The sequence below is a fragment of the Pseudomonas sp. NY5710 genome (genome assembly GCF_013305665.1).
Taxonomy (GTDB): domain Bacteria; phylum Pseudomonadota; class Gammaproteobacteria; order Pseudomonadales; family Pseudomonadaceae; genus Aquipseudomonas; species Aquipseudomonas juntendi.
The window spans coordinates 4999328-5014096 of record NZ_CP045554.1 but is presented as its reverse complement, the minus strand read 5'-3'; the positions used below and the strand labels follow the sequence as shown (position 1 = coordinate 5014096).

Sequence of the window (14769 nt, the reverse complement as noted above, 5' to 3'; positions counted from 1 at the left end):
CAGGATGGCTGGCAAGAAGAACACCGACAAAGCAGGCAGCTCCTGGGTCGGCGGGATCGAAAAGTACTCCCGCAAGATCTGGCTGGCGGGGCTGGGTATCTATTCGAAGATCGACCAGGACGGCCCCAAGCTTTTCGACTCGCTGGTGAAAGATGGCGAGAAGGCTGAAAAGCAGGCCAAGAAGAGCGCCGAAGATGTGGCCGAAAGCGCCAAGTCCTCGACCACTTCGCGGGTGTCTGGCGTGAAGGACCGGGCACTGGGCAAGTGGAGCGAACTCGAAGAGGCTTTCGATAAACGCCTGAACAGCGCCATCTCGCGCCTGGGTGTGCCGAGCCGCAACGAAATCAAGGCCCTGCACCAGCAGGTAGACAGCCTGACCAAGCAGATCGAGAAGCTGACCGGTGCCTCGGTGGCGCCGGTTTCCTCGCGTGGGGCAGCAGCCAAGCCGGCAGCCAAACCACTGGCCAAGGCGGCAGCGGCTAAACCTGCAGCCAAAACCGCTACGGCGAAACCTGCAGCCAAGGCGGCCGCGGCAAAACCTGCGACCAAGCCTGCGGCTGCCAAACCTGCAAGCAAGGCGGCAGCAGCGAAATCTGCCGCCAAGCCTGCGGCAAAGTCGGCAGCAGCCAAACCGGCAGCAGCCAAGAAGCCTGCAGCGAAGAAAGCACCGGCCAAGCCGGCGGCCAGCGCTGCACCTGCCGCGACCGATGCCCCGGCCCCGGCTGCAGCCCCGGCCAGCAGCACGCCGTCGGCAGCCAACGGGACCGGTACCCTGATCTGATACCGCATCGCCCTCTTCGCGGGTGGCCCCGCCCCTACAGGTACAGCACGACCCTGTAGGCGCGGGTTCACCCGCGAATGCGTTGGCGGCGGCAGCACAGCCCCTGCAGGCCTAGTCCTCCAGATACTTCATCGCCAACTGCTCCGCAGCCCCCCGCGCCTGAGCCTGCAGGTGCGGCGCCACCAGCATCATCACCTGGTACACCACGATCCCCACATCCCCTTCGCGCCCCAGCACCCGTTGGTAATCCAGCGAGAACAGCAGCGTCAGGGTGATCTGTTCCACCAGTTGCCCCAAGGCCTGGGTGTCACTCTGTACCAGGCCTTGGCCCTTGAGGCTGGCCAGCAGTGCCGCCAGCGTGCGCTTCAAGGCGTTGATCAGGCTGCGCATGCCGCGGGCCAGCTTGGGCAGGCGCCCGGTCAGGTTCGACAGGTCCTGGAACAGAAACCGGTACTGCGCCATGTGCTCGACGATCAGGTGCAGGAACAGCCAGTAGTCCTCGGCATCCAGGCGCACTTCCAGCGGCGGGTCCAGCAGCGGCATCAGCGCTTCCTCGAAACGCTCGAACAACCCCAGCACCAGGGGCTCCTTGCCGTGGAAGTGGTAGTAGAGGTTGCCCGGGCTGATACCCAGCTCGTTGGCAATCTCCAGGGTCGATACGTTCGGCTCGCCCTGCTGGTTGAACAGCTGCAGGGCGCACTCAAGGATACGGTCGCGGGTTTTCATCCAGTCGGTCTGCTCATCGGCTCAGCACGTAGGTGCCGGGCGCAGGGGCCAGCGGCGGGTGGGTGGCGTTGCCCAGGTCGTTGCGTGGCGCCTTGAGCGGCCCGGAGCGCTGGGTGATCCACTCCAGCCACAACGGCCACCAGCTACCCTCGCTGCGCGTAGCTTCGTGGAACCATGCGCGTGGGTCACTGCTCAGCCTGGGGTTGGCCAGGTAATAGGCCTTGGGGTTGCCTGGCGGGTTGATGATGCTCTGGATATGCCCGCTGTTGGCCAGCACGAAGCGCCGATCCCCCCCCAGCAGCAGGGCCGACCGGTACACCGCGTCCCAAGGGGTGATGTGGTCGTTGCTGCCGGCAACGGTAAAACTGTCCACGCTGACCTGTTGCAGGTCGATTGGTGTACCGCAGACCTCCAGCCCGGCCGGGTTGGTCAACGGGTTGAGCTTGAAGAAATCCAGCAGGTCGCCATGTAATGCGGCAGGCAGGCGCGTGCTGTCGGCGTTCCAGTAGAGAATGTCGAACGCAGGCGGCGTCTTGCCGAGCAGGTAGTTGTTGACCCAGTAGTTCCAGATCAGGTCGTTGGGCCGCATCCAGGCAAAGATCCGCGCCACTTCGGCGCCATCCAGCACGCCGCGCTGGTAGGAGCGGCGCTTGGCTGCCTGAAGGGTCTGCTCGTCGGCGAACAGGCTGGCCGGGCTGTCGAACTTACTGTCCAGCAGGCTGACCAGGTAGGTGGCACTGCGCACCCGGCGCAACTGGTTCCTGGCTTGCAGGTGGCCTTGCAAGGCCGCCATGGTCAGGCCGCCAGCGCAAGCGCCCATGAGGTTGGGGTCACGGTTGCCGCTGATGCGGCGGCAGGCATCCAGGGCTTCTTCCAGCGCCTGCACGTAGCTGGACAAGCCCCATTCACGGTGACGCGGGTCCGGGTTGCGCCAGCTGACCATGAATACCTGCAAGTTGTTCTTGAGCATGTACTGGACGAAGCTGTTGTTCGTGCTCAGGTCGAAGATATAGAACTTGTTGATCTGCGGCGGCACCACCAACAGCGGGCGGCTGTGCTGTTTTTCACTCATCGGCCGGTACTGGATCAGCTCCAGCAGTTCGTTGCGAAACACCACCGCCCCAGGGGTGGCGGCCAGGTTGCGACCCACTTCGAAGGCCCGCTCATCGACCTGGCGCGGCAGCCCATCGTTGTGGCGCAGGTCTTCGAGCAACTGGGCCAGGCCGCGCACCAGGCTCTGGCCACCGGTGTTGAACAGCTCTTTCACGGCCAGCGGGTTGAGCAGCGAGTTGCTGGGGGCCAGCGCATCGTTGAGCAGGTTGAACAGAACGTGCGCGCGGGCCCGGTCATCGTCATGCAGCTGGCTTTCGTCGATCCACTGGAGGGTCTGCTGCTGCCAGGCCAGGTAGGCTTGCAGGCCTCGGCGGTAGAACGGGTTCAGGCTCCACGTAGGGTCGCTGAACCGGTTGTCACGCGGGCTGGGCTGAAGCGGTGAATCGCCCAGCATCACCCGCCCCAGTTGCCCGCCAAGGGCCAGCAGGTGATGGGCGGTATGCAACGGGTGGCGCAGCCCGTGGCGGCCGACAGTGCGTAGCGTGGCCAGCAGGTCGCGGCCGCGCAGGCCGAGCATGGCGTGCTGCACGGTCATTTTGGTGGCAGGGAGCGTTTGCGATCCTTTGGCCGGTTTGTCTGTCATGGCAACACTCCCTTGTCTGACCCATTGCGCGTTATAGCCCCTTTCGCGGTACTGGCGGTTACCCTCCCGAGGCCGGGCGCGGGTGCATCACGGCGCGCTGACGTTCTTGCTGCAGGAACTTCATGATGATTGGCGCGACAGCCTCGGCGCGAGTGATCAGGAACAAATGGCCGTCGTCGATAATATGTAGCTGGGCATTGGGAATCCGCCAGGCTAGCAGGCGCATGTTGACCAGCGGGATGAGCGGGTCATCGTCGCCAGCCAGCACCAGGGTCGGCTGCTGGATCTTGTGCAACCAGTGAATGCTGGTCCAGCCCAGGCCGGCGAACAGCTGCCAGTAGTAGCCCACCTTGCCGCCGGAGCGCACCTTGGCTGCGTGGTGCATGGCCAGCTCCGGGTCCCGGCGAAAACCGCCGCCGTAGATCAGTGGAGCAATGCGCAAGACATGCGACGGTTGCACATAGCGCCTGGGGCTGGCCATCATCCACAGCACCTTGGGCTTGCCGGGTACCATCACGGCACCGGCTGCAGTGGCGGCGAGTATCAGCTTCCTGCAGCGTTCGGGGTAGTCGTGGGCGAACTGTTGGGCCAGGGCGCCGCCCCAGGACACGCCAATCACATTGACCTGGCCGTAATCGAGGTAGTCGAGCATTCGTGCCGTCAGCTTCGCCAGCCCAGGGAAGCGATACGGGTGGCGCGGCGTGGACGAGCCGCCGACACCGGGTACGTCGAAAGCGATCACTTCCAGGTCCGGGTCCAGTGCCTCGATGAAGGGGAATACCAGCTCCAGGTTGGCGCCGATGCCATTGAAGATCAGCAGCGGCGTCAAGTGTGGCTTGCCGGGGCGGACGGCGGTGCGGATGGACTGGTTGTCCAGCTCGACGGTCCGGAAGATATACGGTTGCGTCATGCGCGTGACTCTTGGGTGAAATGAACACCGTGGCACCCTGCGGGCCGCCACGGCGCTGCCACTCAACGCTCGTGAACGTAGGTGCCTGGGGCAGCCTCGCCCGCAGCATAGGCACGGTTGCCCAGGCGGGTCGGCGCTTTTTTCAGTTCGCCTGCGCGCTCGGCCAGCCAGCCTTGCCAGTGCAGCCACCAGGAGTCGGCATGCTTGGTGGCATTTTCCTGCCAGGCCAGCGGATCACCCGGGCGGTCGTCACCGGTCATGAAGCGTGCCTTGGGGTTGCCCGGCGGGTTGAGGATGCTCTGGATATGCCCGCTGTTGGACAGCACGAACTCGATCTTGCCCCCGAACAGGTGGGCCGAGCGGTAGCACGACTGCCACGGGGTAATGTGGTCAGCGGTGCCCGCCACGCTGAAAATGTCGCACTGCACGTTTTTCAGGTCGATGGGTGTGCCGCACACTTCCAGGGCGTTGGGGCGTGTCAGCGGGTTGGTCTTGAACATTTCGATCAGGTCGCCATGGAAGGCGGCGGGCAGGCGCGTGGTGTCGTTGTTCCAGAACAGGATGTCGAACACCGGCGGCTCGTTGCCGAGCAGGTAGTTGTTCACCCAGTAATTCCAGATCAGGTCGTTGGGGCGCATCCAGGCGAATACCTTGGCCATCTCGCTGCCTTCCAGCACACCGGCCTGGTAGGAGTGGCGCTTGGCGGCTTCCAGGGTCTGCTCGTCGACGAACAGCGCCACCTGGGTATCCATCGTGGTATCCAGCACGCTGACCAGCAGGGTCAGGGCATTGACCTTGTGCTCGCCGAGGGCTGCGTAGTGCCCTACCAGTGCAGTGCAGGTGATGCCGCCAGAGCAGGCACCGAGCATGTTCAGGTCCTTGCTGCCGGTAATCGCCAATACGGCGTCGACGGCTTCCTTGAGGGCGTCGATGTAGGTGGACAAGCCCCATTCACGCTGGGCCTTGGTCGGGTTGCGCCAGCTGATGATGAAGGTTTGCTGCTGCGAGCGCAGGCAAAAACGTGCCAGGCTCTTTTCCGGGCTCAGGTCGAATACGTAGAACTTGTTGATCTGCGGCGGCACCACCAGCAGTGGCCGGGCGTGCACCTGCTCGGTGATTGGGCTGTACTGGATCAGTTCCAGCACATCATTGCGGTACACCACCGCACCTTCGCTGGTGCCCAGGTTCTTGCCCACCTCGAAGGCGTCCATGTTCACCTGGCTAGGCATGCCGCCGTTGTTGACCATGTCCTTGGCCAGGTTGGACAGGCCGTCGAGCAGGCTCTTGCCACCGGTCTCGAAGAAGCGCTTGACCGCAGCCGGGTTGGACAAGGTGTTGGTCGGCGCCATGGCTTCGGTCATCAGGTTGATGACGAACTGGCCGCGGCTGATGTCCTGAGGTGACAGGTCACTGCTGCCGATCCAGTCCTGCAGTTCGTTGCGCCAGGCCAGATACGTCTGCAGGTAGCGGCGGTACAGCGGGTTGCTGCTCCAGGCCGGGTCGTTGAAGCGTCGGTCGTCGCTTTCCGGGGCCAGGCTGGACTTGCCCAGCAGGACGTTTTTCAGTTCCAGGCCAAAATGGGCCACGTGCTTTGCGCTGTGCAGCGGTTGGCGCACGGCCTGACGCAATACGGTGCGTGCCGAACTCAGCAGGTCTTTGCGGCGAATGCCGATGATCGGGTTCAGCCCCAGGGTGTTTTCCGAGGCCTGCCGCTGCAGCTCATCGTTGTTCTTGTTACTCATCTACGACGCTCCGTTGTCCTGAGACGAGTACCGGTTGCTGTGACGGGGCACAGCCCTGAGCCCGGTACTGCTACTCGGGTGACCAGTGATAAGGAACAGCGGTGCTGCGGGGTTCTGAATACCTGCAGCGTGATGCAGGGAACTTGCCACTCACATTGGTTACCCGACTTTCATGTAATGCGCAAGACGGCCCGTCACTGGGCCGTCTGCCAATCATTCAAACAGATGAAACTAGAAAATGCGCTCTAAACCTTGCAGCCCTTGCGCTAGAGCATGAATTTGACGACCGACTCCGCCGGGTCGCGGGATTTGCCGGCCTTGTGCAGCTCGTCGAGGTATTCGGCCCACAGCTCGTTTTGGCGCAGGCACAGCTGTTCCAGGTATTCCCAGGTGAACAGGCCGCTGTCATGGCCGTCGTCGAAGGTCAGTTTCAGTGCATATTGGCCGGCTGGCTCGATGCCGCTGAGGCCGACGTTGAGCTTGCCGAATTGCAGAATGGGGTTGCCGTGGCCCTGGACCTCGGCGGAGGGGGAGTGCACGCGCAGGAACTCGGCGGGCAGGGTGTAGACCTCACCGGGTGCATAGGTAAGGCTGAGGGTTTTCGAGGCTTTGTGCAGGTTGATGGCGGTGGGCATGCGGGCCATGGGCTGAATCTCTTCTTGGCGACAAGACTCAAGCTTCAAGCTTCGAGCCTCAAGCTGCAAGAGGTGATGCCCAAGACATGTAACGGCCCTGTTTTGCGGTGCTGCAAGCGACGTAGAACAGCTCGTCGCTTGCAGCTTTCCGCTTACAGGATGTAACGCGACAGGTCTTCGTTCTGCGCCAGCTCACCCAGGTGGCTGTTCACATAAGCCGCGTCGATCTGGATCGGCGTTTCGTCATGGGCGCTGGCCAGGTCACCGGCACTGAACGACACCTCTTCAAGCAGGCGCTCCAGCAGGGTATGCAGGCGACGGGCACCGATGTTCTCGGTTTTCTCGTTGACCTGATAGGCAATTTCGGCCAGGCGCTTGATGCCGTCGGCGACGAACTCGATGTTCAGGCCTTCGGTTTTCAGCAGCGCCTGGTACTGCTCGGTCAGCGAAGCGTGCGGCTCGCGCAAAATACGCTCGAAGTCTTCCGGGGTCAGTGCCTTGAGCTCTACACGGATCGGCAGGCGGCCTTGCAGTTCGGGTACCAGGTCGCTGGGCTTGCTCAGGTGGAACGCGCCCGAGGCAATGAACAGGATGTGGTCGGTCTTGACCATACCCAGCTTGGTGTTGACGGTGCAGCCTTCGATCAGCGGCAGCAGGTCGCGCTGCACGCCTTCACGGGACACATCGGCACCGCCCACATTGCCGCGCTTGGCAACCTTGTCGATTTCGTCGATGAACACGATACCGTGCTGCTCGACCGCTTCCAGGGCCTTGGCCTTGAGCTCTTCCTCGTTGACCAGGCGGCCCGCTTCTTCATCGCGGACCATCTTCAGCGCTTCTTTGACCTTCAGCTTGCGCGCCTTGCGCTTACCCTTGCCCATATTGGCGAACAGGCTTTGCAGCTGGTTGGTCATTTCTTCCATGCCAGGCGGCGCGGCAATTTCGACACCTACGGCATCGGCGACTTCGATCTCGATTTCCTTGTCATCCAGCTGGCCTTCGCGCAGGCGCTTGCGGAACAGCTGGCGGGTGTTGGAGTCGCTACTGGTCTGCGCGGCTTCCTCATTGAAGTTGGTCACCCGCGCCTGCGGCAGCAGGGCATCGAGGATACGGTCTTCGGCGGCGTCTTCTGCGCGGTGGCGCACGCGGATGATCTCCTGCTCGCGCAGCATCTTCAGTGCGGCATCGGCCAGGTCGCGGATGATCGACTCGACATCACGGCCGACGTAGCCGACCTCGGTGAACTTGGTGGCTTCGACCTTGAGGAACGGGGCGTTGGCCAGCTTGGCCAGGCGGCGGGCGATTTCGGTCTTGCCGACACCGGTCGGGCCGATCATCAGGATGTTCTTCGGCGTCACTTCGGCGCGCAGCTCAGCCGGCAGCTGCATCCGCCGCCAGCGGTTGCGCAGGGCAATGGCCACGGCGCGCTTGGCGTCGTCCTGGCCGATGATGTGGCGGTTGAGTTCGTGGACGATCTCGCGGGGGGTCATGGACATGATCAATTGGGTCCTTGGGCAGATGAGTCAGCGTGGAAAAGCCCCATCACCGGGATGGGGCGCCAGAACAGCTGAGTCAGTCGGCCAGGTCCTGCTCCTCGATGGTCAGGTTATGGTTGGTGAACACGCAGATGTCGCCGGCGATGTTCAGGGCGGTTTCGGCGATTTCACGGGCCGAGAGGTCGGTCTTGTTCAGCAGTGCGCGGGCGGCAGCCTGGGCGTAGGCACCACCGGAACCCATGGCGATCAGGCCATCTTCGGGTTCGACCACGTCGCCGTTGCCGGTGATGATCAGCGAGGCGTCCTTGTTGGCCACGGCCAGCATGGCCTCCAGGCGGCTCAGGGAACGGTCGGTACGCCATTCCTTTGCCAGCTCGACGGCGGCACGGATCAGGTGGCCCTGGTGTTTCTCCAGCTGCCCTTCAAAGCGCTCGAACAGGGTGAAAGCGTCGGCGGTGGCACCGGCGAAGCCGGCGATGACCTGGCCGTGGTACAGGCGGCGCACTTTCTTGGCGTTGCCTTTCATTACCGTGTTGCCGAGGGATACCTGGCCGTCGCCGCCCATGACGACTTTGCCGTTACGGCGGACAGAAACGATGGTGGTCAAGGGGAGAGTCTCCACGCAGCGGGGCGAAAGTGCCTGATGCAGACTCATATGGGGGTGGGGGGAAGGATTTCAACCGTGGGGGATGAATGGTCGCGCCAGGCCGGGGGCGCCGTGTGAGGGCATTCGCGGGCATGCCCGCTCCCACAGGGTTATCACATGCTTCGAGATGGTGGTGATCCTGTGGGAGCGGGCGTGCCCGCGAAAAGGGTTACTCAGGCCTCGTGGCAAACGTGCCCATCGACCAAGGTATAGCGCACCGCACCCGGCAGGCAGTGGCCGATGAACGGGCAGTTCTCACCCCGCGACAGCCATTGCTCGCCGGCAACGGTCGAGGCTTGCGGGTCGAACAGCACCAGGTCGGCCGCGCCGCCTGCCTTCAGCTCACCCGCAGGCAGGCGCAGGGCGGCAGCCGGGCCGCTGCTCAGGCGCGCGAGCAAGGTGGGCAGGTCGAGCAGGCCGTCCTGCACCAGGGTCATGGCCAGCGGCAGCAGCAGCTCGACGCTGCTGATACCCGGCTCGGTAGCACCGAACGGGGCCAGCTTGGCATCGCGTTCGTGCGGCTGGTGGTGGCTGGAAATCGCCTGGATCACGCCAGACTTCACCGCTTCACGCAGGCCGTCACGGTCAGCAGCAGTACGCAGCGGTGGCTGCACGTGGTACAGGCTGGAGAACTCGCGCAGCGACTCGTCGGTGAGAATCAGCTGGTACAGCGCCACGTCAGCGGTTACCGGCAGGCCAAGTGCCTGGGCCTGGGCGATCAGGCGCGCGCCACGGGCGCTGGTGATCTGGCTGAAGTGCGCGCGCACGCCACTCTGCTCGACCAGCAGGAGGTTGCGCGCCAAGGCAACGGTTTCGGCGCTTTCCGGAATGCCCGGCAAGCCAAGGAAACTGGCCATGGCGCCTTCGTGGGCCAGGCCGCCCTGGGCCAGATCGCGGTCCTGGGAATGGAACACCACGGTCAGGTCGAAGGTGGCGGCATACTCCAGGGCGCGGGCCAGGGTACGGTTGTTGGGGATTTCCTTCAGGCCGTTGCCGAATGCCACGCAACCGGTGTCACGCAGGGCCACCAGTTCCGCCAGTTGCTCGCCTTCCAGGCCTTTGGTCAGGGCGCCGATCGGGTAGACCTTGCTGTTGGCCGCTTCGCGGGCACGGTCGAGAATCAGCTCGGCCACGGCCGAGGTGTCCAGCACCGGCTTGGTTTGCGGTGGGCAGCACAGGCTGGTCACGCCACCGGCCACGGCTGCGCGGGTTTCGCTGGCGATGTTGCCTTTGCGGCTAAAGCCCGGTTCGCGCAGGGCCACGCCAAGGTCGACCAGGCCAGGCGCGGCAACCAGGCCTTGCGCCTGGATCGTGCGGCTGGCGCTGAACCCGGCCGGGGCGGCGCCGATGGCAGCAATGCGGCCACCGTCCAGGTGCAGGTCGGTCACCTGGTCCAGGCCGCTGTTGGGGTCGATGACCCGGGCGCCAAGAATACTGATGGTCACTGGGCGTTCTCCTGGTCGAATTGACGTTGCGCGTTTTGCCCGCTCATGGCCATGGACAGCACTGCCATGCGTACGGCGATGCCGTAGGTGACCTGGTTGAGGATCACCGAATGCTTGCCGTCGGCCACCGCCGACTCAATCTCCACGCCCCGGTTGATCGGGCCTGGGTGCATGACGATGGCATCCGGCTTGGCCCCGGCCAGACGGGCCGTGGTCAGGCCGAACAGGCGGTAGAACTCGCCTTCGCTGGGCAGCAGGCCACCGGCCATGCGTTCACGCTGCAGGCGCAGCATGATCACCACGTCGACATCCTTCAGGCCCTCGGCGAGGTCGCTGTAGACCTTCACGCCGTACTGCTCGATACCGATCGGGATCAGGGTTTTCGGCCCGATCACGCGAATGTCCGGGCAACCCAGGGCCTTGAGCGCCAGCATGTCGGAGCGGGCAACCCGCGAGTGCAGGATATCGCCGACGATCGCTACCGACAGGTTCTCGAAGCTGCCTTTGTGGCGACGGATGGTCAGCATGTCGAGCATGCCTTGGGTCGGGTGCGCATGGCGGCCGTCACCACCGTTGATCACGGCAACGTGCGGGCACACGTGCTCGGCGATGAAATGCGCCGCGCCCGAGTCGGAGTGGCGCACGACGAACATGTCGGCGGCCATGGCTTCGAGGTTGCGCAGGGTGTCGAACAAGGTCTCGCCCTTGCTGGTCGAGGACGTCGACACATTGAGGCTGATCACGTCGGCAGACAGGCGCTGGGCTGCCAGTTCGAAGGTGGTGCGGGTACGGGTCGAGTTCTCGAAGAACACGTTGCACACGGTCTTGCCGCGCAGCAAAGGGACTTTTTTAACGGCCCGTGCACCGACTTCCAGGAAGGAGTCGGCGGTGTCGAGGATCTCGGTCAGCAGTTCGCGGGGCAAACCGTCAAGCGAGAGGAAGTGGCGCAGCTGGCCCTGGTCATTGAGCTGCAGCGGGCGCTTGGCGTCGATTGGCGTCATCGCGGGGGACTCTTAAAGGGCGGAAGCGGGGGCGAGGTCCTGGCGCTCGAGGGCGAGCGGTGCGGGTCCGGTCAATTTTACCCGTTCATCGGGGGCCAGCGACAGGGTGGCGCCGACCACATTCGGGCGGATTGGCAGTTCGCCGGCATCCAGGTCCACCAGGCAGACCAGGGTGACGCTGGCCGGGCGGCCATAATCGAACAGTTCGTTGAGCGCCGCGCGGATGGTGCGGCCGCTCATCAGCACGTCATCCACCAACACCAGGTGCTGACCTTCGACTTCGAACGGCAGCTCGGACGGGCGTACCTGCGGGTGCAGGCCATTCTGGCTGAAGTCATCGCGGTAGAACGAGACGTCCAGGGTACCCATGGCACTCTCGTCGGCCATGGCCTCCTGCAGGGCCTGGGCAACCCAGACACCACCTGTACGAATACCGATGTAACGCGGCTCGCTGATGCTGCGGCGGGCCAGGTGGGCGCGAAGGTCGACAGCCATCTGCCGGACCAGCTCGGCGGGGTTGGGTAGGCTCATTGCGGGCTCCTCGGAAGGGTGCGCCGGGCGTGGCCGGCGGCAAAGATGATCAGGTATTGGCCTCCAGCCAGCCTTGCAGCAACAGGGCCGCGGCGATGGCATCGACCGGGTTGTCGCGGTAGCTGCCGCGCTGGCCGCCACGGGCCATGCGCTCGCCTTTGGCCTCGAAGGTGGTCAGGCGCTCGTCGTGGGTGTGCACGGGCAGGTTGAAGCGGCCATTGAGGCGGCGGGCAAATTTTTCGGCGCGGGCGCTCATTTCGCTGGGCGTGCCGTCCATGTTCAATGGCAGGCCGACGACGATGGCGTCCGGCTTCCATTCGGCAATCAGCTTTTCCACCTGGGCCCAGTCCGGCACGCCGTTCTGCGCCTTCAGCGTGCACAGCTCACGGGCCTGGCCGGTGATGACCTGGCCGACGGCCACACCGATCTGTTTGCTGCCATAGTCGAAACCCAGCAGCAGGCGTAGTTCGGCCATCAGGCGTGGCCCGCCTGGCTGGTCAGCAGGTGCAGGTTGATGCCCAGGCTGGCGGCGGCGGCCTCCAGGCGCAGGTCACTGGCCATTTCAAAAATGATTTGCGGGTCGAACGGGCAGTTGAGCCAGGCATTGTCGGCCAGCTCCGCTTCCAGCTGGCCGGCCTCCCAGCCGGCATAGCCGAGCGTGATCAGGCTTTGCTTGGGGCCGACCCCGGCGGCAATGGCCAGCAGGATGTCCTGCGACGTGCTCAGCGTCAGCCCTTCCAGCGCCACGCTCGCCTGGAAACTGCACTCGCTGCTGTGCAGCACAAAGCCACGGTCGGTCTGCACCGGGCCGCCCTGGTAGATCGGCACCTGCAAGGTGCTGTCCGGCGGCGTTTCGTCCGGGCGCAATTGCTCGAGAATATCGGCCAGGCTCAGTTCCTGCGGCCGATTCACTACCAGGCCCATGGCGCCATGGGCGTTGTGCTCGACAATGTACGTGAGGGTCTGGGCGAAGTTCGGATCGGCCATGTGCGGCATGGCGATCAGGAACTGATGCTTGAGGTAGCTCGGCGTGAGGTTTTTCATGGGGTAGTAGTGTGGCGCCAGGTGGCGAGGCTGACAAGGTTCTCGGTATGCCTGATTTGAGGGCTGCTGCGCAGCCCATCGCCGACAAGCCGGCGCCCACAGGGGCGCGCAGCGGCCCTGGTTCAATTACTGGACAAACGGTCCCCACGGGCAAAGCGCCAGGTGCGGATGATCTCCAGGCGGTCGAACTCGGCCAGGTCCCCGGTAAACGGTGCGAACGGCGCCGCCAGCCGCACGATACGCTGCGCTGCCTGGTCCAGCACCGGCTGCCCGGACGACTCCAGTACCAGCACTTCGTACAGCGAGCCGTCGCGGTTGATCGAGACCATCATGCGCAGGTTGCCGTAGATCTGCTGCCGGCGCGCCTCGTCGGGGTAGTTGAGGTTGCCCACCCGCTCGACTTTCTTGCGCCACTCTTCCTTGTACCAGGCGCCCTTGTCGCGCATGGTCGAGGCAGCGTTCAGGCGGTGGATGCGCGGGCGCTTGGCGTACAGTTGCTGTTCGTTGGACAGCTCTGCCTCCAGGCTGGCGATCTGGCTGGACAGCTGCGAGCTGTCGAAGTCCGGGGCGGGCGCGGCGGGCTTGGGTTGGGCCTTGCTGGGCTTGGGCTTGGGCTCGACCTTGTGCGCCTTGGGTGCGTTGGTCACCACCGCCGACTTCTGCGGGGTTGGTGGCGGCACTACTTCCGGTTTGGCTGTCGGTGGGGGGGTGATCTTGTTGATCTTGCTGTCCTGGAACGGCGCCAGCTCGGTGGTCTTGGGCACGGCCTTCTTGTCCAGGGTGCCGCTGCCTTGCTGGTTGTCCTGGGCCTGGAAATCAGCTTTCTCCGGCGGTTTTTCGCTTTTGAAGGTGGCCAGGGTAATGTCCATGGTATGGCGGATTTCGGCAGGCTTGACCACGGTGAAACCGACGCCGAGGATCAGCGCCAGGTGCACCAGCACAGCCAGGAACAGCGTGAAACCGAGCCGGTCCACAGGGCGAACGCGTGGGGGCAGCAGGTCGGAAGGGATGTCAGCGGGCAGCGTCATCGGGTATCCAGCAACCGCAGGGCGGGGCAGCAGGCCAGGCAAATAGGACCCGCATCATACCCCACTCCGGGTAAATGCCGTGCGTCGGCGGTCAGCGCGCCTGTAACTGGCGATCAATGGCATCCATCAGCTTGCCGCCGATATCGGTGTTGTAGGCGTTGTCGATTTCGCGAATGCAGGTCGGGCTGGTGACGTTGATCTCGGTGAGGTAATCGCCGATCACGTCGAGGCCCACGAACAACAGGCCTTTCTCGCGCAGGGTTGGCCCCACCTGGGCGGCAATCCAGCGGTCCCGGTCGCTCAGCGGGCGCGCCTCGCCGCGGCCACCGGCAGCCAGGTTGCCACGGGTTTCGCCGCTGGCCGGAATGCGCGCCAGGCAGTAGTCGACCGGCTCGCCGTCGATCATCAGGATGCGCTTGTCGCCGTCCTTGATCGCCGGCAGGTAGGCTTGCGCCATGATCTGCTGGGCACCCAGCGCGGTCAGGGTTTCGAGGATCACCGACAGGTTCGGGTCGCCCACCCGGTGGCGGAAGATCGACGTGCCGCCCATGCCATCCAGTGGCTTGAGGATTACATCGCCATGCTTGGCCGCGAACTCGCGGATGATGTCCGGGCGGCGGCTGACCAGCGTGGGTGGCGTGCACTGCGGGAACAGCGTGGCAAACAGCTTTTCGTTGCAGTCACGCAGGCTTTGCGGGCGGTTGACCACCAGCACGCCATCGTTCTCGGCTTGCTCCAGCAGGTAGGTGCTGTAGACGAACTCCATGTCGAACGGCGGGTCCTTGCGCATCAGGATCACATCCAGCTCGGCCAGGGTGCTGTCCTGTTCCTCACCCAGCTCGAACCAGCGGGCCGGGTCGGCGAACACTTTCAGCGGGCGCATGCGCGCACGGGCCTTGCCTTCGCCCTGATACAGGTCGTGCTGTTCCATGTAGAACAGGCTCCAGCCGCGTGCCTGGGCGGCCAGCAGCATGGCCAGCGAACTGTCCTTTTTGTAGGAGATGGACGCGATGGGGTCCATGACAATGCCGAGGCGAACGCTCATGGGGTGGTTCCTCTTGGCGGCGCGTGGCCGCGATGGCTCGAAA

15 protein-coding genes are annotated in these 14769 nt (G+C 64.3%); 1 reads left to right on the top strand and 14 read right to left on the bottom strand.

Annotated elements, in window-relative coordinates:
• Window positions 1-4 precede the first annotated feature (4 nt).
• The gene (locus GEV39_RS23105) at window positions 5-781 is read left to right on the top strand and encodes a phasin family protein (protein ID WP_173891353.1); all 777 of its coding nucleotides are present in this window, start codon (window positions 5-7) and stop codon (window positions 779-781) included.
• 111 nt (window positions 782-892) lie between these two features.
• Here the strand turns inward: GEV39_RS23105 and GEV39_RS23100 are convergent, their stop codons facing one another.
• The 14 genes from GEV39_RS23100 to gshB all read right to left on the bottom strand — a co-directional run bounded on the left by GEV39_RS23100 (window position 893) and on the right by gshB (window position 14726).
• Window positions 893-1507, bottom strand: coding sequence for a TetR/AcrR family transcriptional regulator (locus tag GEV39_RS23100; RefSeq protein ID WP_029886365.1), 615 nt, complete (start codon window positions 1505-1507; stop codon window positions 893-895).
• 13 nt (window positions 1508-1520) lie between these two features.
• On the bottom strand, window positions 1521-3203 hold the full coding sequence (phaC, locus tag GEV39_RS23095) for a class II poly(R)-hydroxyalkanoic acid synthase (protein ID WP_173891352.1): 1683 nt from the start codon (window positions 3201-3203) through the stop codon (window positions 1521-1523).
• Window positions 3204-3261: 58 nt separating this feature from the next.
• Window positions 3262-4113 carry a poly(3-hydroxyalkanoate) depolymerase gene (gene phaZ, locus GEV39_RS23090; protein WP_173891351.1) on the bottom strand — a complete coding sequence of 284 codons (852 nt, stop codon included), beginning with the start codon at window positions 4111-4113 and terminating at the stop codon, window positions 3262-3264.
• 62 nt (window positions 4114-4175) lie between these two features.
• Window positions 4176-5855, bottom strand: a complete 1680-nt coding sequence (gene phaC, locus GEV39_RS23085) for a class II poly(R)-hydroxyalkanoic acid synthase (RefSeq protein WP_173891350.1) — start codon at window positions 5853-5855, stop codon at window positions 4176-4178.
• Between the two features lie 266 nt (window positions 5856-6121).
• The gene (locus GEV39_RS23080) at window positions 6122-6499 is read right to left on the bottom strand and encodes a gamma-butyrobetaine hydroxylase family protein (protein ID WP_029886361.1); all 378 of its coding nucleotides are present in this window, start codon (window positions 6497-6499) and stop codon (window positions 6122-6124) included.
• Window positions 6500-6642: 143 nt separating this feature from the next.
• Window positions 6643-7986, bottom strand: a complete 1344-nt coding sequence (gene hslU, locus GEV39_RS23075) for an ATP-dependent protease ATPase subunit HslU (protein ID WP_173891349.1) — start codon at window positions 7984-7986, stop codon at window positions 6643-6645.
• Between the two features lie 76 nt (window positions 7987-8062).
• Window positions 8063-8593, bottom strand: coding sequence for an ATP-dependent protease subunit HslV (gene hslV / locus GEV39_RS23070; RefSeq protein ID WP_009682353.1), 531 nt, complete (start codon window positions 8591-8593; stop codon window positions 8063-8065).
• Between the two features lie 212 nt (window positions 8594-8805).
• A complete protein-coding gene (locus tag GEV39_RS23065; protein ID WP_173891348.1) occupies window positions 8806-10077 on the bottom strand; it encodes a dihydroorotase in 1272 nt (423 codons plus the stop codon).
• Window positions 10074-11078: an aspartate carbamoyltransferase catalytic subunit gene (locus GEV39_RS23060; RefSeq protein ID WP_173891347.1), complete on the bottom strand. Its 1005-nt coding sequence runs from the start codon at window positions 11076-11078 to the stop codon at window positions 10074-10076. The genes GEV39_RS23065 and GEV39_RS23060 overlap by 4 nt, the downstream gene beginning before the upstream one ends.
• Window positions 11079-11090: 12 nt before the next feature.
• Entirely contained in the window at window positions 11091-11609 is a 519-nt protein-coding gene (gene pyrR, locus GEV39_RS23055; protein WP_173891346.1) for a bifunctional pyr operon transcriptional regulator/uracil phosphoribosyltransferase PyrR, read from the bottom strand.
• Window positions 11610-11658: 49 nt separating this feature from the next.
• Entirely contained in the window at window positions 11659-12084 is a 426-nt protein-coding gene (gene ruvX / locus GEV39_RS23050) for a Holliday junction resolvase RuvX (RefSeq protein WP_003249316.1), read from the bottom strand.
• Entirely contained in the window at window positions 12084-12653 is a 570-nt protein-coding gene (locus tag GEV39_RS23045) for a YqgE/AlgH family protein (protein WP_173891345.1), read from the bottom strand. Before GEV39_RS23045 ends, ruvX begins: the two co-directional genes overlap by 1 nt.
• A gap of 122 nt (window positions 12654-12775) precedes the next feature.
• Window positions 12776-13681 carry an energy transducer TonB gene (locus GEV39_RS23040; protein WP_173891344.1) on the bottom strand — a complete coding sequence of 302 codons (906 nt, stop codon included), beginning with the start codon at window positions 13679-13681 and terminating at the stop codon, window positions 12776-12778.
• A 91-nt stretch (window positions 13682-13772) separates the two neighbouring features.
• Window positions 13773-14726 (bottom strand): glutathione synthase, encoded by a 954-nt coding sequence (gene gshB / locus GEV39_RS23035; RefSeq protein ID WP_173891343.1) that lies wholly within the window; start codon window positions 14724-14726, stop codon window positions 13773-13775.
• Window positions 14727-14769 lie beyond the last annotated feature (43 nt).